Source organism: Paenibacillus xylanilyticus (assembly GCF_047246825.1).
GTDB lineage: Bacteria > Bacillota > Bacilli > Paenibacillales > Paenibacillaceae > Paenibacillus > Paenibacillus xylanilyticus_B.
The window spans coordinates 2,386,521-2,412,479 of sequence record NZ_JBFOLB010000001.1; the positions used below are offsets into that span (position 1 = coordinate 2,386,521).

26 protein-coding genes and 2 pseudogenes are annotated in these 25,959 nt (G+C 42.0%); 5 read left to right on the forward strand and 23 right to left on the reverse strand.

What is annotated here, in order from left to right:
• Positions 1-6 precede the first annotated feature (6 nt).
• From AB3N00_RS10545 to AB3N00_RS10560, 4 genes are all read right to left on the reverse strand, one after another.
• Positions 7-918: a DUF4085 family protein gene (locus AB3N00_RS10545; RefSeq protein WP_413034483.1), complete on the reverse strand. Its 912-nt coding sequence runs from the start codon at positions 916-918 to the stop codon at positions 7-9.
• 79 nt (positions 919-997) lie between these two features.
• Complete coding sequence (locus tag AB3N00_RS10550; protein WP_413034484.1) at positions 998-1,468, reverse strand: NUDIX hydrolase; 471 nt, start codon at positions 1,466-1,468, stop codon at positions 998-1,000.
• Between the two features lie 68 nt (positions 1,469-1,536).
• On the reverse strand, positions 1,537-2,079 hold the full coding sequence (locus tag AB3N00_RS10555) for an HAD-IIIA family hydrolase (RefSeq protein WP_413034485.1): 543 nt from the start codon (positions 2,077-2,079) through the stop codon (positions 1,537-1,539).
• 74 nt (positions 2,080-2,153) lie between these two features.
• The gene (locus AB3N00_RS10560; RefSeq protein ID WP_413034486.1) at positions 2,154-2,645 is read right to left on the reverse strand and encodes a hypothetical protein; all 492 of its coding nucleotides are present in this window, start codon (positions 2,643-2,645) and stop codon (positions 2,154-2,156) included.
• Between the two features lie 330 nt (positions 2,646-2,975).
• Between AB3N00_RS10560 and sstT the strand changes: the two genes are divergently transcribed.
• Positions 2,976-4,193 carry a serine/threonine transporter SstT gene (gene sstT, locus AB3N00_RS10565; RefSeq protein WP_413034487.1) on the forward strand — a complete coding sequence of 406 codons (1,218 nt, stop codon included), beginning with the start codon at positions 2,976-2,978 and terminating at the stop codon, positions 4,191-4,193.
• 227 nt (positions 4,194-4,420) lie between these two features.
• Here the strand turns inward: sstT and AB3N00_RS10570 are convergent, their stop codons facing one another.
• The 10 genes and pseudogenes from AB3N00_RS10570 to AB3N00_RS10615 form a co-directional block, all read right to left on the reverse strand.
• Positions 4,421-4,648 carry a hypothetical protein gene (locus tag AB3N00_RS10570; protein ID WP_413034488.1) on the reverse strand — a complete coding sequence of 76 codons (228 nt, stop codon included), beginning with the start codon at positions 4,646-4,648 and terminating at the stop codon, positions 4,421-4,423.
• Positions 4,642-5,079 (reverse strand): N-acetyltransferase family protein, encoded by a 438-nt coding sequence (locus tag AB3N00_RS10575; RefSeq protein ID WP_413034489.1) that lies wholly within the window; start codon positions 5,077-5,079, stop codon positions 4,642-4,644. The genes AB3N00_RS10570 and AB3N00_RS10575 overlap by 7 nt, the downstream gene beginning before the upstream one ends.
• 129 nt (positions 5,080-5,208) lie before the next feature.
• Positions 5,209-5,960, reverse strand: a pseudogene (locus AB3N00_RS10580) (methyltransferase domain-containing protein).
• 68 nt (positions 5,961-6,028) lie between these two features.
• A pseudogene (locus AB3N00_RS10585) lies at positions 6,029-6,395 on the reverse strand (hypothetical protein).
• A 69-nt stretch (positions 6,396-6,464) separates the two neighbouring features.
• Positions 6,465-7,460, reverse strand: coding sequence for a serine hydrolase domain-containing protein (locus AB3N00_RS10590; protein ID WP_413034490.1), 996 nt, complete (start codon positions 7,458-7,460; stop codon positions 6,465-6,467).
• Between the two features lie 38 nt (positions 7,461-7,498).
• Positions 7,499-8,032, reverse strand: a complete 534-nt coding sequence (locus tag AB3N00_RS10595; protein ID WP_413034491.1) for an AAA family ATPase — start codon at positions 8,030-8,032, stop codon at positions 7,499-7,501.
• Positions 8,033-8,492: 460 nt separating this feature from the next.
• Positions 8,493-8,873, reverse strand: coding sequence for a DUF5071 domain-containing protein (locus tag AB3N00_RS10600; protein WP_413034492.1), 381 nt, complete (start codon positions 8,871-8,873; stop codon positions 8,493-8,495).
• Between the two features lie 98 nt (positions 8,874-8,971).
• Entirely contained in the window at positions 8,972-9,502 is a 531-nt protein-coding gene (locus AB3N00_RS10605; RefSeq protein WP_413034493.1) for a hypothetical protein, read from the reverse strand.
• A gap of 93 nt (positions 9,503-9,595) precedes the next feature.
• Complete coding sequence (locus AB3N00_RS10610) at positions 9,596-10,207, reverse strand: hypothetical protein (RefSeq protein WP_413034494.1); 612 nt, start codon at positions 10,205-10,207, stop codon at positions 9,596-9,598.
• Positions 10,208-10,265: 58 nt separating this feature from the next.
• The gene (locus tag AB3N00_RS10615) at positions 10,266-10,649 is read right to left on the reverse strand and encodes a winged helix-turn-helix transcriptional regulator (RefSeq protein WP_413034495.1); all 384 of its coding nucleotides are present in this window, start codon (positions 10,647-10,649) and stop codon (positions 10,266-10,268) included.
• A 244-nt stretch (positions 10,650-10,893) separates the two neighbouring features.
• Here AB3N00_RS10615 and AB3N00_RS10620 point away from each other — a divergent pair, with 244 nt between their 5' ends.
• Positions 10,894-11,499, forward strand: a complete 606-nt coding sequence (locus AB3N00_RS10620; RefSeq protein WP_413034496.1) for an NAD(P)H oxidoreductase — start codon at positions 10,894-10,896, stop codon at positions 11,497-11,499.
• Between the two features lie 142 nt (positions 11,500-11,641).
• Here the strand turns inward: AB3N00_RS10620 and AB3N00_RS10625 are convergent, their stop codons facing one another.
• From AB3N00_RS10625 to AB3N00_RS10645, 5 genes are all read right to left on the reverse strand, one after another.
• A complete protein-coding gene (locus AB3N00_RS10625; RefSeq protein ID WP_413034497.1) occupies positions 11,642-12,283 on the reverse strand; it encodes a FusB/FusC family EF-G-binding protein in 642 nt (213 codons plus the stop codon).
• A gap of 286 nt (positions 12,284-12,569) precedes the next feature.
• Positions 12,570-13,190: a zinc dependent phospholipase C family protein gene (locus AB3N00_RS10630; protein WP_413034498.1), complete on the reverse strand. Its 621-nt coding sequence runs from the start codon at positions 13,188-13,190 to the stop codon at positions 12,570-12,572.
• A 248-nt stretch (positions 13,191-13,438) separates the two neighbouring features.
• A complete protein-coding gene (locus AB3N00_RS10635; protein WP_413034499.1) occupies positions 13,439-13,966 on the reverse strand; it encodes a stalk domain-containing protein in 528 nt (175 codons plus the stop codon).
• Positions 13,967-14,143: 177 nt separating this feature from the next.
• Positions 14,144-15,016 carry a carbohydrate ABC transporter permease gene (locus AB3N00_RS10640; protein ID WP_095360436.1) on the reverse strand — a complete coding sequence of 291 codons (873 nt, stop codon included), beginning with the start codon at positions 15,014-15,016 and terminating at the stop codon, positions 14,144-14,146.
• 18 nt (positions 15,017-15,034) lie between these two features.
• On the reverse strand, positions 15,035-15,892 hold the full coding sequence (locus AB3N00_RS10645) for an ABC transporter permease (protein WP_236146791.1): 858 nt from the start codon (positions 15,890-15,892) through the stop codon (positions 15,035-15,037).
• Between the two features lie 278 nt (positions 15,893-16,170).
• Between AB3N00_RS10645 and AB3N00_RS10650 the strand changes: the two genes are divergently transcribed.
• The 3 genes from AB3N00_RS10650 to AB3N00_RS10660 all read left to right on the forward strand — a co-directional run bounded on the left by AB3N00_RS10650 (position 16,171) and on the right by AB3N00_RS10660 (position 21,769).
• Positions 16,171-17,961: a cache domain-containing sensor histidine kinase gene (locus tag AB3N00_RS10650; protein ID WP_413034500.1), complete on the forward strand. Its 1,791-nt coding sequence runs from the start codon at positions 16,171-16,173 to the stop codon at positions 17,959-17,961.
• A gap of 412 nt (positions 17,962-18,373) precedes the next feature.
• Entirely contained in the window at positions 18,374-19,981 is a 1,608-nt protein-coding gene (locus AB3N00_RS10655; protein WP_413034501.1) for a response regulator transcription factor, read from the forward strand.
• Between the two features lie 108 nt (positions 19,982-20,089).
• Positions 20,090-21,769, forward strand: coding sequence for an ABC transporter substrate-binding protein (locus AB3N00_RS10660; RefSeq protein ID WP_413034502.1), 1,680 nt, complete (start codon positions 20,090-20,092; stop codon positions 21,767-21,769).
• A gap of 228 nt (positions 21,770-21,997) precedes the next feature.
• Here AB3N00_RS10660 and AB3N00_RS10665 read toward each other — a convergent pair whose 3' ends face one another.
• From AB3N00_RS10665 to AB3N00_RS10680, 4 genes are all read right to left on the reverse strand, one after another.
• Positions 21,998-22,615 carry a GrpB family protein gene (locus AB3N00_RS10665; RefSeq protein ID WP_413034503.1) on the reverse strand — a complete coding sequence of 206 codons (618 nt, stop codon included), beginning with the start codon at positions 22,613-22,615 and terminating at the stop codon, positions 21,998-22,000.
• Positions 22,616-22,854: 239 nt separating this feature from the next.
• Positions 22,855-23,508: a lysozyme inhibitor LprI family protein gene (locus AB3N00_RS10670; RefSeq protein WP_413034504.1), complete on the reverse strand. Its 654-nt coding sequence runs from the start codon at positions 23,506-23,508 to the stop codon at positions 22,855-22,857.
• 692 nt (positions 23,509-24,200) lie between these two features.
• The gene (locus AB3N00_RS10675; RefSeq protein ID WP_413034505.1) at positions 24,201-24,626 is read right to left on the reverse strand and encodes a hypothetical protein; all 426 of its coding nucleotides are present in this window, start codon (positions 24,624-24,626) and stop codon (positions 24,201-24,203) included.
• Between the two features lie 103 nt (positions 24,627-24,729).
• A complete protein-coding gene (locus tag AB3N00_RS10680) occupies positions 24,730-25,833 on the reverse strand; it encodes a hypothetical protein (protein ID WP_413034506.1) in 1,104 nt (367 codons plus the stop codon).
• Positions 25,834-25,959: the final 126 nt, after the last annotated feature.

Genomic DNA, 25,959 nt, shown 5'->3' on the forward strand with positions numbered 1-25,959 from the left:
ATAGAGTTAATAAAAATTACTGCTGCTTGCAACGATCACACTTCGTTCTGCCGGTCCCTCTTCTTCTACAACAATATCCTGGCACTGAATAATCAGTTCTGACATCTCTGCACAATCAAAAAGCATATGTACTTCATATCCATTCTCGATACAATAAAGTTCTTGATAAAGCCAGTAACTACCGACAATGTGCTCCTCTTGCTTGATGATCTCGGGTGCAACAAACGTGATTTTATTCAAATTCGTGAAGCCTCCACGTGTATCAAATCGAATGACCAAGTCCGTATCCGAGACCAACTCCGTCACAGTGCAATCATGGAAATGGACCTGATTGCGAATATGTTCGGGAATAGGTTCAGATAGCTGCGCCTCCCTATATTCCTTTGAGATAAGCTGCATTTGTACTTCATTTATTTTGCTCTGTTTTTTCAACTGGCGCATAACCTCTCTAGTGCAATAACCTAGGCCAAATACACGTATATCCGCAATTTGGTCATAGATCTCTTTCGGTAATCGTGCAATCTTGTTTTCGCAATTCCATTCCAGGTTACTTTTAAATTCTTGCCTGCTGCTCAACTCGTCAAAAGGCGGCCTCGCATCATAATCTGCAATTAATTTCTCTATATGCTCTCTTTCTTCAGGCGGCATATGATAAACCATCGTATCCTCTTCCAATACCTCATCCCCGCTAATAAATTTCTCCGCACGCACAAGAACCGCACCATCCTGCTCCAGCATGTAACGTGGGTCGACATTATAAACATCTCGTTGAAACTTCACATGCTCTTTTTCTTTTCTTTTATACAGTCGCAAATAAAGAGCTTCATCCAGTTGATGAGCTCCGCTATGTACTCTCATACCAAAGTGCAGGCTGATCTGTTGGCATAGTTCATACCATTCCTTTGTAAGATATTTCATGAGTACCCTCTCCTATTGCAAATTCTTCAGTTTGGTTTAAATATGTTCCTTCATTGCAGACTTACCTCCGTTGAAGTTCCTAGGGCAATCTTGTCGTTACATGCGATATCATTGTTGACTTACAAACTTCTGCTTCTATAAGTTCTGCCAATCCATCAGGTACCAGTTTTATATTCTCATTGTCTTTTATATCATTTAGAGATTTCCATACAGCGTAGTACGTTTTATCTCCTTCCGTGCCCTTGATTTCTTCCTGCTTATACAGACTTGTCTCCATAAGTGTTGCTTCATATATGAAGTCTATTTCATGCCCGATTTGATCTTGAACCTTAAATATATTCTCAATTACACCAAGTAATTTAGGTTCACTAATTTCTGCATTGATTTCTTCTTTCACCTCACGGATTACCGTTTGTCTGCTATTTTCACCAATTTCAACTGTACCGCCAACTGGACGATAATAGGTTGTACTCGTATTCTTATCAAACGTTTCTTCAAGCAATATTTCGTCTCCTCTTCGGATAACACAAAGCGAAACCGTCCTTATCATTCTGCTCCTCCACGATCTACCCAGAATAGTGAATATATTGTTATATGATGTCCTAACTTTATAAAGCCTTAAAGATTGCTTCCATTAATGATCCAGTGTACTGCATCTAAAATATCTTCTGCTATGTAGTCAGGTTCCGTCTCTATCCACTTATTTCTGTATGTTGTTAATGAGGATTCTCCCCAACCTGTTCTTACCATGATCTTTTTCGCTCCTACTGCGTTTGCAGCCAGCATGTCGGTATCCCCCACGTCACCAATAACGATACACCTCGATAAGTCTAAATGGTGCTGCTCTGCCGCTTCTAACAACATGCCAGGTTTCGGTTTTCTACAACCGCATTCTTGTTCATGGGGGCATATATAGGATTGGTCGAATCCATATTCACTAAATTGTTCTTCGAAATCTTGAACAGTAGCCTCTCCACGTGAAATTCTATACTGATTCGTAACTGCAAACACCTTGATTCCATTTTTCTTTAAAAGAGTTATAGCTTCCTGAGCATTCGGGTATAACTTGAAATCCCTGGGATGGATAAAGTGACCTGTACCCCCAATCGTCCCATCTCTATCCATAAAGACCGCTTGAATGTCCAAATTTTGTTTAGTCATGGCTTACTCCTTTCTGAGTAAATTCCTTATGGGTTGCTGATCATCCAGCTCTCACCGTACCACCCTGCACTATTTCATAATTCATACTTAAGGTATTCTATTTCGTTAAGACTCGTACCATACTTCGTAATCTTTCTATTGAAGATCTCATTCTCTATGATTTGAAATATTATGGTTTCTCCCCATTCATCTATTGCCTGAATACCCTTAGAATTTAGATATTTTAGTCCTTCATCTATACCAACAACTTCGCTTTTTAATCCGCCTTTTTTCAAGAAATCGAAATAATAATCTCTATATATGAGCTTCTCCGATATCCAAAACGTTTTAACTTTATACTGTTTTGATAACTGCAGCGGAAAACTCACGTCATTGATAAATCGACCTTGTGTATCTACAATTATTATCCAGGGCTGCTGTTCCCCAACCCCAAGAGCGTCTTCCATTAAAAAGGAAGTAACGTCTTCAAAATGTAACCCCTCTTCCGATTTGTAAAAGACATCTAGAATATCATCCACTTTATTTAATTCTGTTTTAATACAAAGTAATCCAATATTCCAAGCCATATCTTCACCTCATAAATATATATCTTCCGCTATACATGTTAGCTAATTAAAACCTTCGTTGATTTAACCCATTATTTAACGCACAATATAATCCTTCTTAATTAAAGCATAAATGGCCGTATCAACAAATCGATTTTTCCAATAATAGTGTTCTTTCAAAATCCCTTCTTCTCTGAAGCCTATTTTCCATGATCTTATTCAGTCGTATGGTAATACCCAATATTTTATATTGCAATGGGAGATTTTCATGGTAAACTAATTTTTATTACGAAATACTTCACCACTGTGAAGCGAACAAGTTTTTCCATTTTTAAATCCTGGAGGGAAATCATGCTTACATTGCTACACAAATGGAACCGGTTAAGTTTGGTTAAACGAATTCTAGTAGGAATTATAGTAGGGGTACTTCTTGCTTTGGTCTTTCCCCGTGCTGCCGGACTCAGCATTTTTGGTTCCGTGTTTGTATCTGCGCTAAAGGCAGTTGCACCCATATTAGTGTTCCTCCTCGTTATTGCGGCTATCTCACAGCATAAAAAGGGCAGTCCAACGAACATGAAATCAGTTATTCTTCTCTATGCTGTAAGTACCTTTTTGGCAGGTCTGACTGCTGTTGTGGCAAGCTTTCTCTTTCCAGTTAAGTTGTCACTTATAGAAGGTACCGAAGATCTGACTCCGCCTGGCGGGATTGCAGAAGTTCTTCAAACGTTGCTTCTTAATGTGGTCGATAATCCGATCAGTGCCCTGATGAATGCCAACTATATCGGGATTCTTGCCTGGGGGATTCTTCTAGGAGTTGCTTTGAAAAGTGCCAAGGACAGTACCAAAACCACCATATCCAATCTCTCGGATGCAGTGTCCATGATCGTCAAATGGGTCATTAACCTCGCACCGATTGGCATTATGGGATTGGTATATGAATCCATTACAGCTAATGGACTTCAATCACTGCTTGATTACGGAAAGTTACTTCTTGTTCTTATTGGATGCATGTTGTTTATTGCCCTAGTGGTAAACCCGGTGATTGTATACCTGGCCATTCGCCGCAATCCATATCCACTCGTCTTCAGCTGCCTGAGAGAAAGTGGGGTCACTGCATTCTTCACACGCAGTTCCGCTGCAAATATTCCGATTAACATGAAGATGTGTGAAAAGATGAAGCTGAATCCTGATACCTACTCTGTATCCATTCCTTTAGGCGCAACGATTAATATGGGTGGCGCTGCAGTGACCATTTCAGTTTTGACTTTGGCTGCCGTTCATACCCTTGGAATTGAAGTGGATTTTGGTACGGCGATTGTCCTCACTCTATTATCTGCTGTTTCCGCAGCAGGCGCCTCCGGCGTTGCCGGCGGCTCACTTTTGCTCATTCCGCTCGCATGCAGCTTGTTCGGTATTCCGAATGAAGTTGCGATCCAAGTCGTTGGAATTGGCTTTATCATCGGGGTGCTGCAGGACTCTGCCGAAACGGCTCTGAACTCCTCTTCAGATGTATTGTTTACGGCAACTGCCGAATATGCAAAGAACCGAAAGGAATTCGGAAATGCTTGAGATCATTGCTATCTATCGCAAACTAAATCTAATTCAGATAAACCCGTAATTAAGTGCTACAGCTGAACATCCTTTTGCAACTAAAACCTAAATTAAAATGTAGACCATTTCTAATGGTATCATCGTAGTAAAAACCAAATAAACCAAACTAGAGCATATGATATTCGCTTTAGCTTGGTTTTTTTTGTCCGAAAATTTCACCACTGCCAGCTATTAATGAAGATTTCTTATATTCTACTAAAGCTACTGCCCAACTCTTCTTTTTGCCGTTCCAAACACATTTTTATCAACGATCTAATCTTCATACGTTTGATTTCTGGATATTTAAAACCAATAATAAGCCAAAGGCAACTTCTACCAAACGTTTCCATCGCTAATTCCTCCCCTCCAAATGGATCTAAGTTTTTTACCCACCTCATCTCTTGAACGTTCAACAATGAAAGGGTTTTCAACATAACAAGTTCTTATCAAACACTAGCTCTTCTTCCTTACTATAGCCTGCTTTTTCATATGTCTTAATAGCATTTGTATTCCTTATTCCGGTCAAAATTTTTATGTGTTTCACTCCAGAATTTTTAAATATTCTTTCCAGTTGTTCGATCATCATTGTAGCCAAACCATTTCTTCGTGCAGATTCTTGTATGTACATTTCAGTAATCTCAGCCTGATGCTCTGCATAGCAGAACGATTTATAGATCTGTCCGCATGCGAATCCGACGACTCGCTCTTCCATTACAGCTACTACAATCGTTTCTCTTGTATTCAATAAATCCGTTTCCACCTCTTCTTTGCTTCGCTGAACCCCATTAAACTGGTGATTCAACTCTATCAAAGACGGCACATCCTCTTTCACGGCTACACGAACGAGCAAATTAGGAACTGACAATGTAATACCTCCTTATCATGTTAAGAACATAGTATCGACTCACCATGGATATTAGATAAAGTCTCTAATTACAGTTCAGATCCAACTCCTTTCATGAAATTTGTCATATATCTTTAATTAAGTTACTCTCTAACTAAGATCCGATAAGGAACATTCGAAAACATGAAAATAAGTACCTTTCCCATATCCATCCTTCACTTCATGCAAATGAATATGTTGAAAACCATTAGTTCTAAGAACGTCTTCAAACTCCTTCATATCATACAGACGAAGAGGAAAGTCCATAACCTCTATCTTTTCAATTATGTCGTCTTTAACCAACTGATACTTCAGCTCCGTTACGAGCATGGATTGGTCTTTGTGATATTGAACTTTTTTATACAAGACAATTAATTCATTGTTCACAACCTTTCGATCCGTTTCTCTCCATTCGGGGATGTCTTCAACGTCATTCCCTTTTAACATAATCGTTAATAAAAGTCTTCCTTCAACCTTAAGCGCAGCTTTTAGATTAGCCAGGCTTCGGTTAACCAATTCACTGGGCAGAAGCGAGAACGATCCAAACGGAATCATAATCAAATCGTATTTATTGGGACTAGTGAGATCTTCAATCTTTTGATAGTACACATGAGGCTTCAGATTTAATCGTTCGCCTTTTTCTCTACACACTTTAAGCATATCTTCGGATATATCGAATCCCTCTATTTGTATTTCATGCTGCATAAAAGGGATCAGCATCCTTCCGTTTCCACACATGGGCTCAAGCACATGCAAATCTTTTCTGTCACAAACGAAAGGTAAAAATCAAGCTCTTTGCCTTCTGCTAACGATTTATCGCTTTCATATATCTTCGTACAAAGTTCTCCATAATAACTGTTCACTGGGTATCCTCCCCATGGGGTTTTATAATAAAACCTACTTTTTCCGTTCGCCAGACTTTAAGTCAGAATCAGTTATCTTGCAATTGATCGTCAATCGCATGAACAGCCAGTTCCAATGCTTGAATTCTCCTTTTCAGAAGAGTTTTTTGAGGACCACCTTCCTTTGACTTAGCAAATGCATTTTCAATTGATGGGAATAAACCAGTAAGAACATTGCGAGCTTCGGTAAGATCTCCCTGGGTATATGAATGAGGCTTTTGATGCCACACATTCTCCAGCATCGATAAGCCAATATGAAGAGCCTTGAGTCTCTTCTCTATTAAGGTCTTCTTTGCACCTTTCTGCCTCATCGCGTCAAGGCATTCTCGATTTCCGGATTGTTGATTGGAGGGATTGTATGGATTGCAATTGAAGTGGTTCCGATACGTTTTCCATAAGTGAGCTGTCCTCCTTTGATCACTGGTTTTACACTTTTCATACGTAGGTAGATATCACCTTCAAATGTTATAGATCTTCCATGTATTTACTAACCAGGTTTCCAAATGTTTTAATATCCTCTAGATAATCATATCCTACTGGATTGGGTCCGGTTTGATTATACATTCTAACGGCTACAGTTCTATATTTAGGGATGACAAGACAGGCACAACCGGTGACACCCAAGGATTGAAAAGAACCGGTTGGAAGCTCATCACCTAATTCTGTCAAAACACGCGGCTCATCTTGCACAAACCAAAAGAAACCGTTTCTCGGTAATGGTTGTTCCAGATCTGGAGGACTAATGATTGTCGTCGCTTGTTCAAATACTTCTCTGGGCAGTATTTGCTTCCCGTGAATGGCTCCCCTATTCAAATGCAAATAACCCCAGTATGCCAATTCCTTGGTACTCACAAATAAGTTGGCTTCATCGCCTTGATCATCTTTATAATGTTCATTGAGCCATACTAACTTTTCATTCCGTTCTTTTCTCCATCCTGTTTGACTAAAACCCATAGGTGAGAATACACGTTCTTCGAGTAATTTGGATAACGGCATATGATATAATTTCCGAATGATTTTAATGAGCAAATTGACTCCAATATTATTGTATTTCCAGTTCGTCCCTGGAAGGAACAATCGATGATGCAGATCACCTAAACCATGAGTATGAGTTAGCAAATGCCGTATCGTTGTATCGCCTAATACCTCCATATCCACATCGTTCAAGTAGTCGGCAACAAAATCATCTATGCTGCTGATCTTCCCCTCATATAATGCAAGACTAATAGCAAGTCCTAAATAGGTCTTTCGAATCGATGCCACATGAAATTGCGATTCTTCATCCACTAATCGACTACCTTGAGAATTGTTATGTACTCCTGAATACCATTCATTCATGATACGATCATGATGAATAATACAGGTCGCAGATGCTGTAGCAGATAACACATTCTTAACCCGTAAAACATAATCATTCAGTTCATTGAGTGTTTTATTATTCGATTTTTGTAGGTTAAGCAAAGGGGATCACACCACCATTCTTCATTTTTATCAGTTAACTAGGTAAGGTTAGGATCTTGGTCTATCGCCTTCAATATGATTTCTACAATTTTGTTAGTCTCAAGATCGTCCGTAACAATGTGTATTCCAAACTTATCATCCTCCAGAGCATGAACAACCTTCGGCGCTTGCTGATACTGCCAGCCTCCAAATTCATCTCCGCGTTTAGCTAACCGCTTGTATATGGTCTCTTTTGTAGCCAAGAGAGAAAAATGATACACATCTTCGTCAATCGCTTTGAATCCGTTATAGATGTGATTAAAGTTCTCTTCTTTATAAATGGTCATGGGAACGATGAAGTGTTTATTATATTTTCGCTTAACTTCTAGAGCCGTCTTCACGGTTAAAATTCTCCATAGTTCAATATCTTGAAAATCATCTGTTCGCTCATTCTCATCCCTGCAATCCTCTGGAATGAGTTTTCTGATCATATAACCTATTTCTTCAGGGTCGTATATCATACTGTTGTTGATCAAGGGTTGGAGCATTTTTGCTGCCGACGTTTTTCCGGAGCCAAACGCTCCGTTAATCATTATGATCACATGATCACTCCATTTTCTAGAATAGTTAATTCGAGTTACATTCTCCCTTGATCATAATGAGGGATCTCGTTTCCTTCGATAAGACCTCGCACCCCATTTTTATAATAGGGCATTAGCTCATCGGCTCTGTCCAAATCCATCCAGGCAATTTCAGATATTTCATTAGGCCTTATAATCTCTAGCGTTCCTCCAATGACCTCGGATCTGAGGTGAATGCTCCATATAAGGGAAGTACAATAGCTTCTAATAAGTCTTTTCCTTGGGTATCCCAATAAAAGCTGTTTGTTTCATAAACACTGTGCTTGTTTAACTTGATGCCCTCCTCTAATATAAATTTTGTTACACTGGCAGTTATTTTCTTATGAGTTGTTTATGAATTTGTCCATAATAAAGGAACCCCAATAAGTAAAAGAGTAGAACCAGTTATACTGACTGCGCTTGCAAAATCAAATTATTTTAATAGCTCTTGAGCAGTTGTTTGTACTTCTTCAAGTTCTTCTCCTTTCGTTGGCCTGTATGCAATTCTCTCAATATCTTCTTGTAAGCTCTGTAATAATTCAGTTGGTAATTCCATTACAAAATATCTTAAACACCATTCTTTCCAGATATCATCCTCACCAGCAATAACATTTCTTATATACGGTATTGTTTCCTGAGGGACAGTTAATAGTAATTTTGATATTTCTATAGCAATTGGACAGTTGATATCCTGCAGCCACTCTAATAATTCTGGTATTAGTTTTATAAGGTCTAGTTGATCTATATTCTTTAAATCATTTACTCTTTCAAAATCATGTCTATCTCTTGGTAAGAGAGTATGGAGATCGCTCATGGTATTAGATCCTTTCATGTTCTCGGCTTAACAATACTACCCGCTGGACCACAGGCTTATGCCTAATGCGTTATGGATGCCTTTGCTCTTCGAAATACTCAATAATGCTCTTTAAATCTCTTAATCCACCAATCTCTCTTCAATAAATACTCCGTTTTAATTGGCATGATCATAAATTGTTCATTCACTTCAATCGGTTCTCTTAAACCTGTATATACTAAATCGATATCTAACTTAAATGGTTTAATCTTTCTTCCAACATGACTTTCGAATTCTTGCACAAAAGCTAAAAGATCTGGGGCACCTTCCCAATAGTGCATCGCAATTTGGCCGCCTGCAGGCATGTTCCACCATTTAATGAATGATGGCCACATATTAATTAGAACAGTCCTTACGTCCTTTTCTCTAATCATTGAAAATTCGGGGGGATCCATTAACAAACTTTTCATATCCCCCCTTTTACGAAGTCCCTTTTTATAGATGCATTGCTCCCATAGCTCTTTCCATTGCTCTTTGAATTTCTCATTGCTTCGTTCACCATTTAAAGATTGACTAGTAGGCCACGTACCTTCTTCGAATTCTTCTGTTAACAGTCCATGGGCACTAGCCACAAACATAAGAAAATTCAAGTCATAATCTCCTGATATACAAATGGACCATGAGTTGTTCATTGCAATGAAGTCCTTTCAATCTGTATTTAGAAAGCATGTGTCATTGAAATACTATGACTCGTTTGAATAATAAGTAGAAAAGTATGATTTTAGTAATCGTGAATCTGATTTTTCTCCATAAACTAAATCCATCAGCTCTCTCCACTGTTTTTTAATTTCATTATAATCAGCATCAACTATTCTCTGCTCACTAGTATTATTTTTAATAATCTCTAATATCTCTTCTAACTCCATCACGCTCTTAACTAGTACGGAGTAATCTTTTTCAGTGTTAATAATATCAAGTAAATTAGTGTGAATACTCTTATAAAAATGTGAAATTTCACTTACCGAATCATATCGATTTTGATCTCCTATGGTAGTATTCCAATGAGTAGCCGCAATCGATGATGTTTCTTCAGCTATTTTCATATTAGTGACAACTTCATTAAGCCAGACTCTTATCCCTTCTTCATCCATTGTTTCATTCTTGATTCTTTCATTAATTAAATGTGTGTAGTCATAACTAAGTAATATCCCATATGAATAAAATCGATTAACTAACAAACGATAGGTTTCTGTTTCTGCTTGTCTAACGTCCCTGTAATTCGTAAAGGTTAAAATATTCGTTAGAATTAGAATCAGTATGATAACTATACTGATTATTTTATATCTGTTTGTCATTCACTTCTCACCCTCTTTATGATTTTGATTCGTGTCTGTTCTTGAAACACACAAGCTCTTATTTGCTACCTTCTGAAAAATCCTCCAACACCTTAGATTTGTCTCCGTACACCTTTTCCAGATGCTCTTCCCCCCAGTAACACAAATGGTCTAGGGCAGGCTTTAATCCCCAGCCGTAGGCCGTCAGTTCATACTCCACTCTAGGGGGAACCTCCGAATACACCTTCCTTTGCACAATCTCGTCTTTTTCCAAACCTCTTAGCTGAGTCGTCAGCATCTTCTGCGTAATTTCAGGTATTAATTTTCTAAGCTCAGACGTGCGTTTCCGTCCAGTCATCAAGTGATAGATAATCAAAGGCTTCCATTTTCCGCCCATAACCTCCAAGGCCGCCTCCACACCTACTTTATATTTTTTGGGAGCGTTCGTTCCATGTTCCGACATTTTGTATCCCTCCATGATCAGGCTATGTCTGAGATAATACATACCCCTCTTACTTTTTATCATTCCTTTATTTAAGCCATTTTGAGGCATCAATATAGGGTACTTTCATGTTCCTATGGTACTTCATTCTTCCTATAGAACTTCAAAGTGCGTTCTTCCAAAATATTTCATACCTGTTTATAATAGCATCAGCCATGAAGCCATGGCTACCAAACAGCGCTGTAGAAAGGTAGTGAAATGCATTATGAACGTGTTAGTGGTTGTGTCGCATCCGAGAAAAAAATCCCTGACCTTTCAGGTTGCCGATCGTTTTGTGCAGGGTCTTACCGAGGCTGGTCACGGTTATGAGATATTGGATTTGCACGAGGTCAGCTTCGACCCTGTTCTTCGAGGCATGGATGAACCAGACTATACCCAAGAACATCAGGTGTTCTCCCCTGAGATTGAAACGGAGATGGAGCGATTGAAAAAGCATGATGCTGTGGCTTTTGTGTTTCCTCTCTGGTGGTGGCATCTGCCAGCCATGTTGAAAGGGTACGTGGATCGTGTCATGAACAACGGTTTTGCTTACGGTACGAACAAACTGCACCATCAGCAGATATTGTGGATCGCACTTGCCGGAGTTACCGAAGAACAGATGCAGAAGCGCAACTATGATGAATCGATCACGAATCTGCTTAATGTGGGTATTGCAGATTACTGCGGCGTGTCTAATTCCAGAGTTAAATTTATATATGAGACGTTGGATGCCAAGCCTGAGCATTATGAAACGCTGCTCAACCAAGCGCATCACTTGGGACTGAATTATGCCAAGAACCTTACGATCGAAGATGGAGTATCACGGGTCTGATTCGATTCCTGAGTGCTATTGAGAAAATGGATCAACCTTATATCATGCTAAACAATAACAAGTATGGCATGAGAATTGAACTTCCCATAATCCAAGCAAAAAAGGTCGCTCCGGAGAGCGACCCTGTTCTGTAAACTTAGAATTATTTTACTGTTGAGAGAAGAAACTTCTCCAGCATGGTGATGTCGGTGATGCTATGGTTGCAAGCATTGCTATCCATGCATACGTACTGGCCAATGGAAGAAAAGTTGTCCGGCGAATGGCCCTTGGTCTTCACGTTAAAGAATCCAAGTTCCTGATGCCGATTACAGAACATGCAGTATCCTTTTTTGTTCGTAGCCGTAATCCGTCCCTCAATTCCGAGGAACTTCCCATCGTACGGGTACACGATGAACAGGCGGCTCGTCGCAATGTCCGTCCATCTTAGATAGGTTGTATGTGCGTAATCGACCGTTTCCAGATCCGGCAGTTTGAGCTTCTTCGCCTTCGGAAACAGCTTCTGAATCTGCTTCGCAGACACTTGCGGAAATGGAATCAGATATTCCTCAAGCTGGTTCAGGTACAATTGCACGTCATGCGGCGTATCATACGTGGATAACTGCTCCAGCAGCTCCTTCTGTTCCGGAGTCAGTTCATTGAATATGCCAACCGCATTCGTTCCAACCGTATAACGGACGGTCTCCAGTACTTTTCGATCCACGACCGAGCGAAGCGTTTTAAGCAGGAAATCAGCTTGTTTTTGAATAAAATTAAATTGATGATTTTGAATAAATGGTGTTTGCATGGCGTTCAGCCCCTTATTTTTATTGGACAAACAAATAAGGTGCAAAGCCTGCAGGGTGAAACATGATGATGCTTTCAGGGCGATCGATTTTATTGTCGTCGCGCCCTACACAAAGTCCGCCCCTATTCAGGCTTTGCGTAAGGCATTTCTAGCGAACGAGCAATCCGGCACTGCCAATATTGCCACGGTATAACCCCCAATGCAGTAGATATACCGGAATTATAACAGGATTGGGAGTGTATGGGCAACGGGCTTCGTTTCAATCTCCACTTTTCAGAGATATAGCCTATAAATTATACTTTATCTTTATATACCTCATATTCAATAATCCCATATCGACTGATGTCTCTAAGTATCCAACGATCTGGTTAAACGTAAAAACATTAAGATTCTCATTCAATATTTCGTTATCATAATCCATATCCCCCAATACATATGGAACGAAATTTCCCACATCTTTTGGTTTAACCTCATCTAATTCAGGTATGGTAGGAAAGTATTTCAGCGATCTTCTTAATTCATCTGTGTATCCATAATGCTCTAATAACTTCCCATTCAACATTCTGAAATCATCATGATACAGTTTATATAATCCAGCGTCTGCATCCATTCTGTTTTTTAACCAAGGCAGATTGAAACCTTTCAACCAAATATCATCAGCAATCAAATGCGTAAAATAACCAAGTACATATAAGTCTTCTGCTTGCGATCTATATTTATGTATAAAGCCTTTGTAGTCAACGTTTCTTGAATAATCTTGCACTTCACCAGCAAAGAAATGTGACGAATCTTTAGATGAAACAGCATCCGGAGCGATACCTCCAAGTAAAAAAGACGTCTTATCTTTGATTGATAGGCTATCAGCAATTCTATTTGCTATGACCAGATGCATTATTCTTGAACCCATATATTCTCCTACCCTTCAACGAAATATTTGAGGTCGAGCCTGGATGTTTTCAGTTTAACGAAGTATCGCTTAATGTTCCTATATTAACGCCCCCAGCGAATGCTGGATGTGTTCGGTTGCTTCCTAGCTTCCCTGGAAATCATTCTTCCATACCAAAACATTACATCCATAAGACACTCCTATAAGTCCATTCTGCCCTCCCTTCAATTCTGTTCTTCAAAGTCTATTTGTCCGCATAAAAATTATGGCTAGTGATTTTTCGAAGTAATTTGAATCATGGTCTGACCAGTATTTGATTCCCAGTGAACCTCCATACCGTATGCTTCACTAATTGCTCTTAGCGGCAAATAAACTCTTCCATCTAGCATTACTACTTTACTCTTTAGATCAATTTGCTTGTCGAACTCGGTAAAATAGCTTTCTCCCACCTTAAAGGCTAACCTTGGCTTTGGGTAATCGTCTTTGTCGACATATGCAAATATTACACTTTTGGCCTCGTTATCCCACCATATCCCTTTTCCAGGCACATCGAAATCTAGTACATTCGTAATATAGCCTGGCGAAACAAGTATATGGCCTTCGGAAATGATAAAATCATTCCCCTCAACTAATTGAAAGGTTTCCAAGTCAATCGTAACTTCAATTGATTTCTTGTGAGCTTCAGAACCTGCTTGAGTCTTAACTATGTCGATCTTTTTCGGTGCACTTGTGGCTGTAAAAGCAATGGATGCACTTAATAACGTCAAAGCAAGGGTAACAACCATAATTTTCTTCACTTTGTCTCCATCTCCCTATTAACAAATGACTCACGCTCAGAATCATCTCCCATAGTACCATTTTATTCAAATAAAGGTAATATACTTCTTTTCCACAACAAAAAAGAGCCCCTCCCTGGCCTTCCCCAGTTCAGTGACTCCATTTTCACAACCTTATTCTACACCGCTATACTACAGCTACTCCTTCACAGCCCCCACCACAATCCCCGTTACAAAATAGCGTTGCAGGAACGGGTACACAAGCAGAATCGGCAGCGCGCTGATAAAGATCTGGGACGCCCGAATCGTCCGCTGCGACAGGTTCGCAATCGCTTCCGGATCAAGTTTCGTCATGTCGGCCTGCACGATGATCGTTTGCATAAACGTCGCGAGTGGCAGCTTTTCCGAATCACGGATATAGATGATCCCGTCAAAATATGCGTTCCAATGTCCAACCATCATGAACAGAGAGACGGTGGCGATAACAGGCACGGAGACGGGGAGATAGATTTTGATAAACGACTGAAAGTGTCCTGCTCCATCGATAAATGCGGCCTCCTCCAGATCCTTCGGCACCGTACGGAAGAAATTCAGCAGCAGAATAATGTTAAACACCGCCACTAGTCCCGGCAGAATGAGTGCCCATAAGGTATTCATCAGCCCCAGCTTCAGAATGAGGATATACCCCGGAATGAGCCCCCCGCTGAACAGCATCGTGACGACAAAATACCACAGATAGATGTTACGTGCGCGGAACACACGTGTCTCCTTGGAGAGCGCATAGGCAGCAATTGTATTCACGATGAGTGCAAGCCCGGTTCCCAGCACCGTCCGCTCCACAGATACCCACAGGGAGGACAGGAAATTGGCGTTATCAAACGTCTTGGCATATGCTTCGAGCGTAAATCCAATCGGCCAGAACGTCACCAGACCGGCATTCGCAGGTGCAGACGCGCTAAGCGATACCATCAGCAAGTGATATAAAGGCAGCAGACAGAGCAGCGAAAGGATGGTCAGGAACACATTGTTGAAGATGCTGAATATGCGATAGGGCAGCGTTTTATGATACATGGCTCGTCATCATCCTTTCTAGAAAATTCGGTATCCGGCGAATCGGTAGGCCAGTCGATAGGAGATCACGATGAGGATCAGACTGATGACCGATTTGAACAGATTCACCGCGGTAGCGAAGCTGAACTGCCCACTCAGCAGACCTTCCCGATACACGAACGTATCGATGATATCCGCTTGCTGGTAAATTAATGGACTATATAAGTTGAAGATTTGGTCGAAGTTGGCGTTAAGCACATTCCCCAGGGCCAGTGTCGCGATCACGATTCCGATGGGAATCAGCGCCGGGATCGTGATATAGATAGTCTGCTTCCAGCGTCCCGCCCCATCCACTTCAGCTGCTTCATACAGTGACGGGTTAATGCCGGACAATGCTGCAAGGAAGATAATTGTGTTGAAACCAAACTCTTTCCAAACATCACTCGCAATGATCGTAAACCGGAACCAGTTGCCATCTCCTAGGAAGAAAATCGGCTTGATACCAAATACCGAGACAAGGAACTGATTGAGAATACCCGTCTGTGCCAGAATGTCGATCAGAATGCCGGACAGCGTTACCCAGGACAAGAAGTGTGGCAGATACACGAGTGTCTGAATGGTTCTTTTGAGCGCCATCTTCCGTACCTCATTGAGCAATAACGCGAAGACAAACGGAATGATCAGATTCATGATGATTTTGGAGCAGGCAAAGAACAGCGTGTTCCACGTAATTTGCAGGAAATAATCATTTTCCCACATATACCTGAAGTGCTTCAGTCCCACCCATTCCGAACCCGCGAAACCGAGCGCAGGCTTGTAATCCTGAAATGCCATCAAAATTCCGGACATCGGAATATACGAAAAAATAAAAACCATAATGGCCGCCGGCAGCACCATGAAGTGCAGAACCCACGGCTGTTTGTAACGTTTCTTTCTCTTCTGTTCCAGCTTGTTCCCCACATTCGCCTGTGGGACCCGTTGACCCTCCAATTTAGCCTCCATAGTGCCTTCTCCTGTTCCCAAAAAAAGTTTTTGTGTGTAATGGGGTTCTCTGCTATAAATAGTATCAGGCCATTCTGAGCTCTGACTATATAACATTGTTAGGCCGGATAGGGTTTTGTTAGGAATCTCGTGTAAACCTGATTTTTCGAAAACGAAATTGAAGGAGACTTTTCATGCATATATGGAAGCGCTTTATATTATTCGAAAGAAGTGCCCGTTCCCGGTTTAGTCTGTTTGCCAAAATCAACTGCTTAATCGTGTTGTTGTTCATCCCCATTATCATCATGTACACCTACTCGAACAACGTCACCTATAACGTGGTCAGCAAAGAGCTGCAGATTTCGAATACGAAACAGCTCACGTTTCTAGCCAGTCAGATCGATTCCCGCATTAATCAGATGATGGATTTCAGTCTGATCCTTTCAAGAGATCCCAATGTCCGGGCATTTAACGGTTTGAACATATGGGATGATCGGTATGATCAGATGCAGACCCGCTATGCCATTCAGGAAAAAATGGTGCTCCAATCTGGCGTCACGGATATATGGAACACCCGGTATGCCGTATACTCGCAACAGAATCAAGATGTTATCGCCAACTACAACCGCTCTTCGGGGTATGACGAGGATTACTTGAAACGGAATATGAGCGGACAATGGACATACGGGGATCAAGGGGCGGAATCGCTGGAGGGCATGCAGTCCTTTTACTGGTTTTACACCGATTCCTTGGCTCAACCAGGCATGTTGACTGGCAGCAATCTCGTCATTGAGGCCAGCTTCAGTTATGAGAACATTCAGAACATGCTCGATACATACAAGGCAGGTGGGCAGGGTGATCCTTTCCTTTATCACAAGGGCAATGACCCCATTCTGAATCGCAGTGCAGACAAGCAGTTATCGGAGGAACTTATTCGTTATCTGGATACGCACTCCCCGGAGGATACTACACAGGATGTTGTGAAACTGAACGGGAAAAAGTATCTGGTCAGCGCGGTAAAATCCTCCTACCTGGACTGGCATTTGGTCGACGTGGTCCCGCTGTATCAGATTCTGCAGCCCATTTCACTCAGCCGCAATTTGTTCTATCTCTTTATGACCCTGCTGTTTGTGGTAGGCATTTCCGCTTCCATTTTACTGTACAGAAACATTCAATATCCGATTAAAAAGTTAATCCAGGGCTTACGCCGCGTACAGCGCGGAGACTATTCCGTACGTCTTCATAGCAAGGATCAGAATGAGTTCTCATTCCTATTCCATCGATTCAATGATATGTCCCACCAGATTCAAGACCTGATCGAGAATGTATTTCACGAGAAAATTAGAGCCAAAGAAGCTACGCTGAAGCAGCTGCAGGCCCAGATCAATCCCCATTTTCTATATAACTGTCTAGGCTATATCATCAACATGGCCCAGATGAAGGACGAACAAGCTGTTGTCTCCATGGCGCATAACCTAAGTGCATATTATCGCTACACCACCCGCATGGAACGGGAGACGTCTTCACTCCAGGAAGAGATTAAGCTGCTGATCAACTATCTGGATATCCAGAAGCTGCGCAATGGGCGAATTGAGTATCACATCGATATCCCTGAGGACATGCTTGCCCAGACTGTACCACGATTAATGCTTCAACCTATGGTCGAGAACTCCGTTATACATGGTGTCGCGAAGTCCTATTCATCCGGAGAGATTCGAATTACCGGGGAGAGCTCAGACGGTTTCGGCAGAATCTACATCGACGACGACGGCCCCGGCCTAAGCCCAGAACAATACGAAGCGCTGAACCTGAAAATGCAGGAGCCACTGCAGGAGGAAATGGGCTGTGGTCTCTGGAATACGAACCAACGAATCATGCATCTGTTCGGCAGCCGATCCTACCTTCTATTCGCACCATCCCCACTTGGCGGATTCCGAACCGAGATCATCTGGGAGTTGCCGAAGGACGATACAAATTCTGAGTGAGATACCGACATTAATAGAAGTTGAGCCATTTCATTGGAAAGAAACATGTACACGTGAACGTAGAGGAAAGAAAAAACCTGAAGAAGCGAAGCTAAAGGATTGCTACAGGAAAGCTTCATTGGAAGGAAGCATACGCTGTACTTTTATTACAATTCCATCTTTATATAAAGCCTTGTTTCAAATAAAGGGTTAGACGTTATGTGAACCAAAGCGAAGGATTGAAGGGATTCTGTAGAAACGAAGTGTTCGCCTTTCAAGCCCCATTTCAACCTTACCACCATCTAATCCGGAAACGGGGCTTGAACAGCGATCGAAAGAACCCTTCGAAGCCGTAGCGACTTCGTTCACAAGAAGTATCCATTGATTTTCATTCTAGGCCTTATATTTACACCACCAAGGGAGACGAAGAAGTATGCAAATGATAATCGTAGACGACGAAGCACACTGGGTCGATAACCTGTCCATGACCAAGCCCTGGCACACGCTGGGGATCGACCAGGTACATAGGGCGTACTCTGCTCATGAAGCCTTACAACTGATTGACACCCACCCCATTGATATCGTGATCTCGGACATTCAGATGCCGGAAATGACAGGTATAGAACTGATCGAACGCATCCGGATCCGGGACAAAAAAATAAAATGCATTCTGTTATCGGGTTATTCCGAATTCGATTACGCCAAAAAAGCCATCCAGTACGAGGCCGTGGACTACCTGCTCAAGCCGCCGACAGACGATGAATTAATGGGCGCCGTGCAGAAGGCCATCGACCAATTAAACAACGAATGGGAACTCATCAGTTCACTGAGTCGAACCCAGTTTACTTTACGAGAAAACCTGCCACACTTGCGCGGACGACTGCTTCTGGAGGCATTGCAGGGACATCGGTATTCAACCAGCGAATGGGATCGGAAACTCGCTAATTACGATCTTCCCTTTCACGCCGGGGACGCCGCACTTATGCTCGTTCGATTGGATGAAGAATTTGGACACTACGACAGCCATGATCAGACCCTGATCGAGTATGCCATCATCAACATGGCGGAGGAAATTATGGGTGAGTTTATGCACGTGTGGGGTGTGAAAGAGGAGCACGGGTATGTAGTGTTTTTACTGCAGTTGAAGGAACGGAATGACGATATTGGAAAAGAAACCATTCTGGAAAAGCTGTCCATTCAGCTTCAATCCAAAGTAAAACAGTTTCTGAAAGGCTCCCTCTCCATTGTCATGACCGAGTGGTTCACCTTTCCGGACCAGCTCTACGATCGCTTCCGTCAGGCCTCCGCGTATTTCCGGCAGATCGTTGGGGACGAGCGTGAATTCGTGATGCGGGTCAGCGATGTGGAGACCCCTACAGCTCAAGGTCCGCTGGACGTGCTGTACACTCCGCCCACCTTCATCCATCTGCTGGAAAGCGGACAATGGGATGCTGCCGAGGAGAAAATACTCGCCGTCTGCGCAGAGTTGGATGAGAAATGGTCCGAATCGTGGGAGCATTGCATGGAGGCTGGTTTTCTCATCACGGCTTCGTTCACTAACCTCGCCCACCGGAACAAGCTGACCCTGACGAGCCTCATGGGCAGCGATATTGAGTATCTTCAGAGCGGGGAGGCCTTCTCCACCATCGGAAAACTGCGTAAATGGTCACTTGGTGTACTCGCCAAACTCAAGGAAGGCACGTCCAATGAGGTCAAGGATACCCGGTCCGAATATGTGAAGAAGATTCAGGAGTTTACGGATAAAAATCTGCATCTGGATGTGTCTCTGCGTGTGCTCGCCGATCATGTGAACCTGCATCCGACCCATCTGTCCAAGATTTACAAGATCGAAACGGGCGAAGGTATCAGTGAATATATCTCGCGCCTGCGCATGGATCGGGCCTGCCACAAGCTGGTCACGACCACCAAAAAAGTATATGAAATCAGCATGGAGATTGGCTATATGGACCCGGCGTATTTTATCAAAGTGTTCAAGCGTCAGTTCGGTGTTACGCCCCAGGAATATCGAGACCAGCATTAAACAGCATAATAGAGTCCTATCGAAACTAACAAACTCATATAGATGCCCTCCCGCCCAACTTGGTACAGTTACACTTGTAAAGATCATACATCGTAGGGGGATTGAACAATGATCAAATTCAAAACATGGTGGTCCTTGCTCATGGTCATCGCACTCATCACCATCACTGCGTGCGGCAGTGGCGATTCAGCCAGTGAGAATGGTACGGACGATACGCCGGCGACAGTCGGGTCAGCCGAAGCAGAAGCTGCTTTTGCCAAAGGAAAATATGATCCGCCCATTGAGTTCAGTTCGGTTCGTATGCCGAAGAAATACGTTCAGGGCGATACCAAAGAAAATAACGTACACGACCGCTGGATGCTCGAAACGCTGGGCATGAAGCATAAGGATTCATGGTATCCGGCTAATGACGATCAATACAGACAGAAGCTGCAGCTGGCCATTGCTTCAGGCGAGAAATTGCCTGATTTCGTATCCGTTCCAACGAACGCGGTACTCACCAATCAGCTGATCGACTCCGGTCAATTCATCGCCATTGATGAACTGTTCGACAAGTACGCCAACAAAATTCTGAAGGATCACGCTGCAGCGCATCCCGAGCTGTGGTACCCGTTCACCAAGGATGGCAAGAGATACAACATGCCGATCCTGGAGTACACCGATAACGACGATACCCTGCTCTGGCTCAGAGAAGACTGGATGGAGAAGCTGAACCTGGAAGCACCTAAGACCATCGCAGATCTTGAGAATATCATGGACAAATTCAAAAACGAGAACCCGGACGGCCTGTCTCCGGATAAAGTATTCCCACTCGCGATCTCGCTGAAAAATAACACCAACACCTGGATGGGTTCGCTCGACTGGTTATTTGGCGCATACGGCACCATCCAAGAACAATGGAACAAAGACGCCAACGGCAATCTGGAGTACGGCTCCATTAATCCTGGTGCCAAACAAGCCCTTGCCAAGCTGAATGAATGGATGAACAAAGGGTATATCCATACCGACTCTGCCCTGTGGGACGAAGGCAAATCCGCCGAAAGCTGGACCGCTGGCACCGCTGGCATCCTGCCTGGAGCCAACTGGGTACCAGACTGGCCTGCACCAGACCTGCTCAAGAACGTACCTGGCGCGAAATACAAAGCCTACCCCATCCCTGCTGGTCCAGACGGCAAAATCGGTACGAAGTGGCAGAACTCCGGCGTCAACGCCAGTATCATGATCAACAAGGATGCCAAGCATCCGGAAGCCATTTTCCTATACTACAACTACCTGCTCGATAACCTGGCCAACCCGGCTGCGGGCAGTCCATATGAGTACGGCTTTGCCAAAGGATACGACTGGGATATCATTGACGGTAAACCGACCAGTGACAAAGAGAAGATCAAAGACTTCTCCAACGAGTTCCCGTTCCTGACTGGCCCGGCCCGTATCCCGGATCTGTACATGAAAACCCTCGTGAAGCTGGCTGACGGCGAGAAGCCCGAAACCCCATACGAGAAACAAATGGCCGAGTTCCGCAAACCCGAAAACTGGGCCGCAGCCAAAGTCGTGATGTCGCAGATCGACATTCGTAAACAAAACTACTTTACCGGTGCAGCCACACCAACCATGGTGTCCAAATGGAACCTGCTCCGCCAGTCCGAAATGGAAACCTTCAATAAAATCATCTACGGCAAACTGCCGATCGATGCCTTTGACCAATTCGTCGCCAACTGGAAATCTAACGGCGGAGATCAGATCACGCAAGAAGTGAATGATTGGTTTAAGTCGGTAAGTGCGAAGTAGGATTGGGTTAGAGTTTAGTTGAAAAGTAAACAAATAAAACAAGCCGAAGCGTACGTTAGACGCTTCGGCTTGCTTTTAGTTCAAGATTAAGTTAGCTTCCCTTTGTTTTCAGAGTTCGTGAGTGGATTGAAGAATGAAATTTATTATTTACCGGTCATTTCATACCAAGTCTCGTATCCCTCAATGTTTGTTCCTGAGTGATCACTAGCGTCCGACGTCTTAAAATAGCTAGCAAATCAAAGGCCGAACTGCCTGCAACGTAGACACTTTGTTATCAGATGCCTCATTCTTCCTGAAATACACTTTAATATCTTGGTATTCATTCATTATTCTCTTAATAAATTCTGTCTTTCCAGCAGTATAGGCTTGGCGATTGTTTCTGTATTTATTAGCTAGTTGGAACTTTAAATTCGCATACTCAGTTACTAATAAGGGATGCTTTCTTAGTATATCTCTAAACATTATATGTCTTTTCAATTCTTCACTTTCCCTATTGTATACGTATAGATGATGTTCGTGCTTCTCATTGCCTTCACTAGTGTAGGGTACATAAACGTCCTTTCTTGCAAATGCTTCTCTGTTTTTAATCCCCAAATCACCTTCATAAATATATCCCAATTCTTCTAGATTTCGGATTACCTGTGGCAGGCAGTTCATAGATTCAATTACTACATCTATATCAATAATTGGTTTGGCTGAAAGACTCGGGATTGATGTACTTCCAACGTGTTCAATTCGTAATGCCAGACTATTTAATTTGTTGGATATAACCGATTCTATTATATTGAACGCTCTTGGCCATTCATTATTGTATCCTTCTATAATTACTGGTTTTTGCTTCTTCATTGAAATGCTCCTTGCGTAAATTATTATTTACGAAGATTTCTCATAACGTTCTTGTATACACTAAACGACCCAGCTTTAGATAGCTCTTATCTTAGGCTGAGTCGTTTGTTGTCCGAGTGTTCTTCCATGATTATACATCTGAAAACCAAGGGGCGGTATCCCCACAGCGTGAATACATTGTGATGCGCCGTAACTGTCTTCGAAGTATCACCTAAAAACCTTTGATCAAGATTCCAACTTTATTTTTCACTTTGGTATACAAACTCAACTTCACCATCTAGCAAATATCGATATTCAAATAATTGCATTGTTCTTTCCCTAATTCTCTCCCGTATAACCGTGGTTAGGCTTACTGGTCCTTTTGATCCAAGATAACCATTATAAATAAATGTCTCCTCTACAAATTTTGTTTCCCTTAAGTGATATTGTAACCATTCTTTCTGCGATTCAATTAGTGCTTCTCTTGGTTCTCTATCCAACTTAGAAAGAAGCGTTTTATATATTTGATTCAACTCTTTATCCCAAATCTCTGTATATTTGCTTTCAAATGCCCCCCATTCCAATGTTGTAATAATCTCTTTGGAATTTTGAAATTCATTAAATTCCAATTCATAATCATGATCTATTGGATTACGAAGCATTTCATCATAAAATTCTCCTTTCGAATCAAGCTTTCCAATGCTCATGGGTAATACTTTATTGTTAGCAGTATCTGATCGACCTTCCGTTATTTCTTTTGATTCTGTTCCATCACCTGTACTCACTACATCAGAAGGCAGTTCAGAATTCTTTATTGAATTAGTTTCGCTGTTCAAAGTAGTCGATTGACTACTATTTTGACAAGAAGAACAAATTATCGTCATTAAAAATAATAAGAGTATCTTAGCTTTCATAAGTTATCTCCTTAAATATTATCTTTACTATACACCGGTAATGGTGCATAACTTTACTGTATCCACGGCGTCCCACCGACTTAAGGGATCATCGGGAGCGGCCTCGATGCGGTTAGTCGGTGCAGATGTGTCCGCCTGATTCCACTTCCCTGCTTATCCCTTCGAGCGGACCGAGGAGCCGTCAGGCTCCGATGCGTGGTTATAGTCGAACTGCCACCTGTTAACATGCGGATGTCAAAAGGGGAAAAGAGTATCCACTAATCGAAAAGAACCGGCGTATGTCGGTTCTCTCCATGCCCTATGCCCTTGAGATCCTGGTCTTCCTCTTTTCTCTTTCAAGAAGGTTTTACATTACCTATTTCTTGGATTTTGGCTCCGTGGCGGATGTTAAGCGACAGCCAGGAACGTAGAGCGCCTAAAACCGGGTGGAGTAATCCGACAGCGGTGCGTACCGGCTCTTTGAGGGCCGCTCTGGCCGCCTTAGAGCCGGTAGCATTAAGCCCCTGATGAAATAAAAAAAGACCTCTATAAGAAGGTCTCTATCCAGCAATACTGTGTTACGGTTAATCCGATTTTACGCCTATATTTAGCTGATTCTTTTGTTTACGCGAATCATACTAGAGAAAATCTCTCGGGTTCATTTGCTTCTTTTGACTTTAAAGTTGGCCAACTGTTAAGTCTGGAAGTGCCACTTATTCAATAGCATCGAAAAGCTCTGTCATCCGGTCTGCTAATTCCGATTGCGGCTCCATCCGCTGATGATTCATATCGGTAGGCGTCATATATAACATTTCTTTCCCCTGTTCAAACATAGTGACATGAAACAAAACCCCTGTTGCATCTTCTTGGTCCGGATCAAGTACGATTTTTAAGTGCCGCACCTTTTCAATCCATTCTTGAATTTGTGCTTGATCTGTAGTTGTTTTTTTTGTGCCATCACTGCCACTCATTATTTCAATAGAATCAACCTGTGTAATGTCGCCAGGATAGAAGGTTTCTAATTCCTTTGGTTCCTTGCTTACTCCCGCCTGATCGGACTGATTAGAATTTTGGCAGCTGCTAAGAATCAAGATCAATAATGAAGCACAAATTAAGGTGTAAAGTGAATATTTTTTCATCATATCCCCCCTTAATCTTTAAACGAAATTTACATTTGAATTGTTCCATCTTGTTTAATAAAAAAACGCTGGGTATGACCAGCGTTTAACTAACACAATTTCTTTAATCTTTGATCTTCCACATATCAGTAACCGAACCATACTGCCCTAGTAGAAGGTAAACATTTTCCCCAGTGCTTGCCCAATTGTCATGTACAATTGCATATTGAGGGTTCGACCAGTCACTGGTATCTGTGTATGTCTCATAACCAACCAAATTCACTAAATGACCTCCATCTGAACCTTCAGGAGTATATCCATAGTTCACTAGTCGTAAGAATGGAGGAGTTTTAGCATTAACTTCGGATTTCATTTTATTAAAAGTTGGTGATGAGTCCCATGTTGTAGTGAAGTTCGAGTAGCCTTTCTCGGAGGTATATGAGTTCATCCCTGGAGCAATTTTACTAGAATATACTCCGACTTTATCGGTGTGGCTCATTAGTACACCTAGACGATCAGCAACATTTTTCCATAAACCACTAGATGATAAGTTAGTATAACCTTGATTCCGCCAGTACATAATTGCATTGGCGCCAGCCGTTGGTACACAGTCGTTACTCATACTAGTATTATCATTTTGTTGATAATCAGGCACTCCATTAATAAAACCGTATTCATAATTTATGATTGTATTAATACCAACATCATTATTTAATGATTGGCTTTCAGTTGAAGGAGCTGCATCCAATATATCTGCTGCTTTCAACCTGTTAACTTTTATCTCTTGCAATGAATCAGCTTCAAAGGTTTGATCTGTACTTAATTCTTCGAATGTATTGCTATCAACTTTGTTTGCGTAAAAAAGTGGGCCAAAGTAATAAAGATTGTTTTCATCCTCGCCTTGGCCTGGATAGACATCTCCCGTAGCAAATTCAATGAGAAGTCCAGAGTTATTATCAATGATAAAATATCCTGCTATGCCGCTTTCCCTTTGTAAAATTACAAGAGATTTAGTGAGTTCTTCATTTTCATCTTTCATTCCAATAATTTTCTCGGCGGTAACTCCTTCAAATTCCGTATGTCCTAGCTGTATACGCTCTTCAATTTTTTGGTTTGCAATATTTAAAATGTCTTTACTCGCCGTTGTAGAATCCGCTGCAAACGCACTAGGTACAAGAAGGGTAAACGTTAGAACTGCTGAAAGTGTTAATCTCGCAATTTTTTTCAATTGAATTCCTCCGTATCTTATTATAATTGGCGTGTAGCTGGATACTCATAGAGTATCAATTGCAAACCCTGCCCACTTTCACAGAAATTGACGAGAGATCCGTCTTAAAATTACTTATAATTTCCA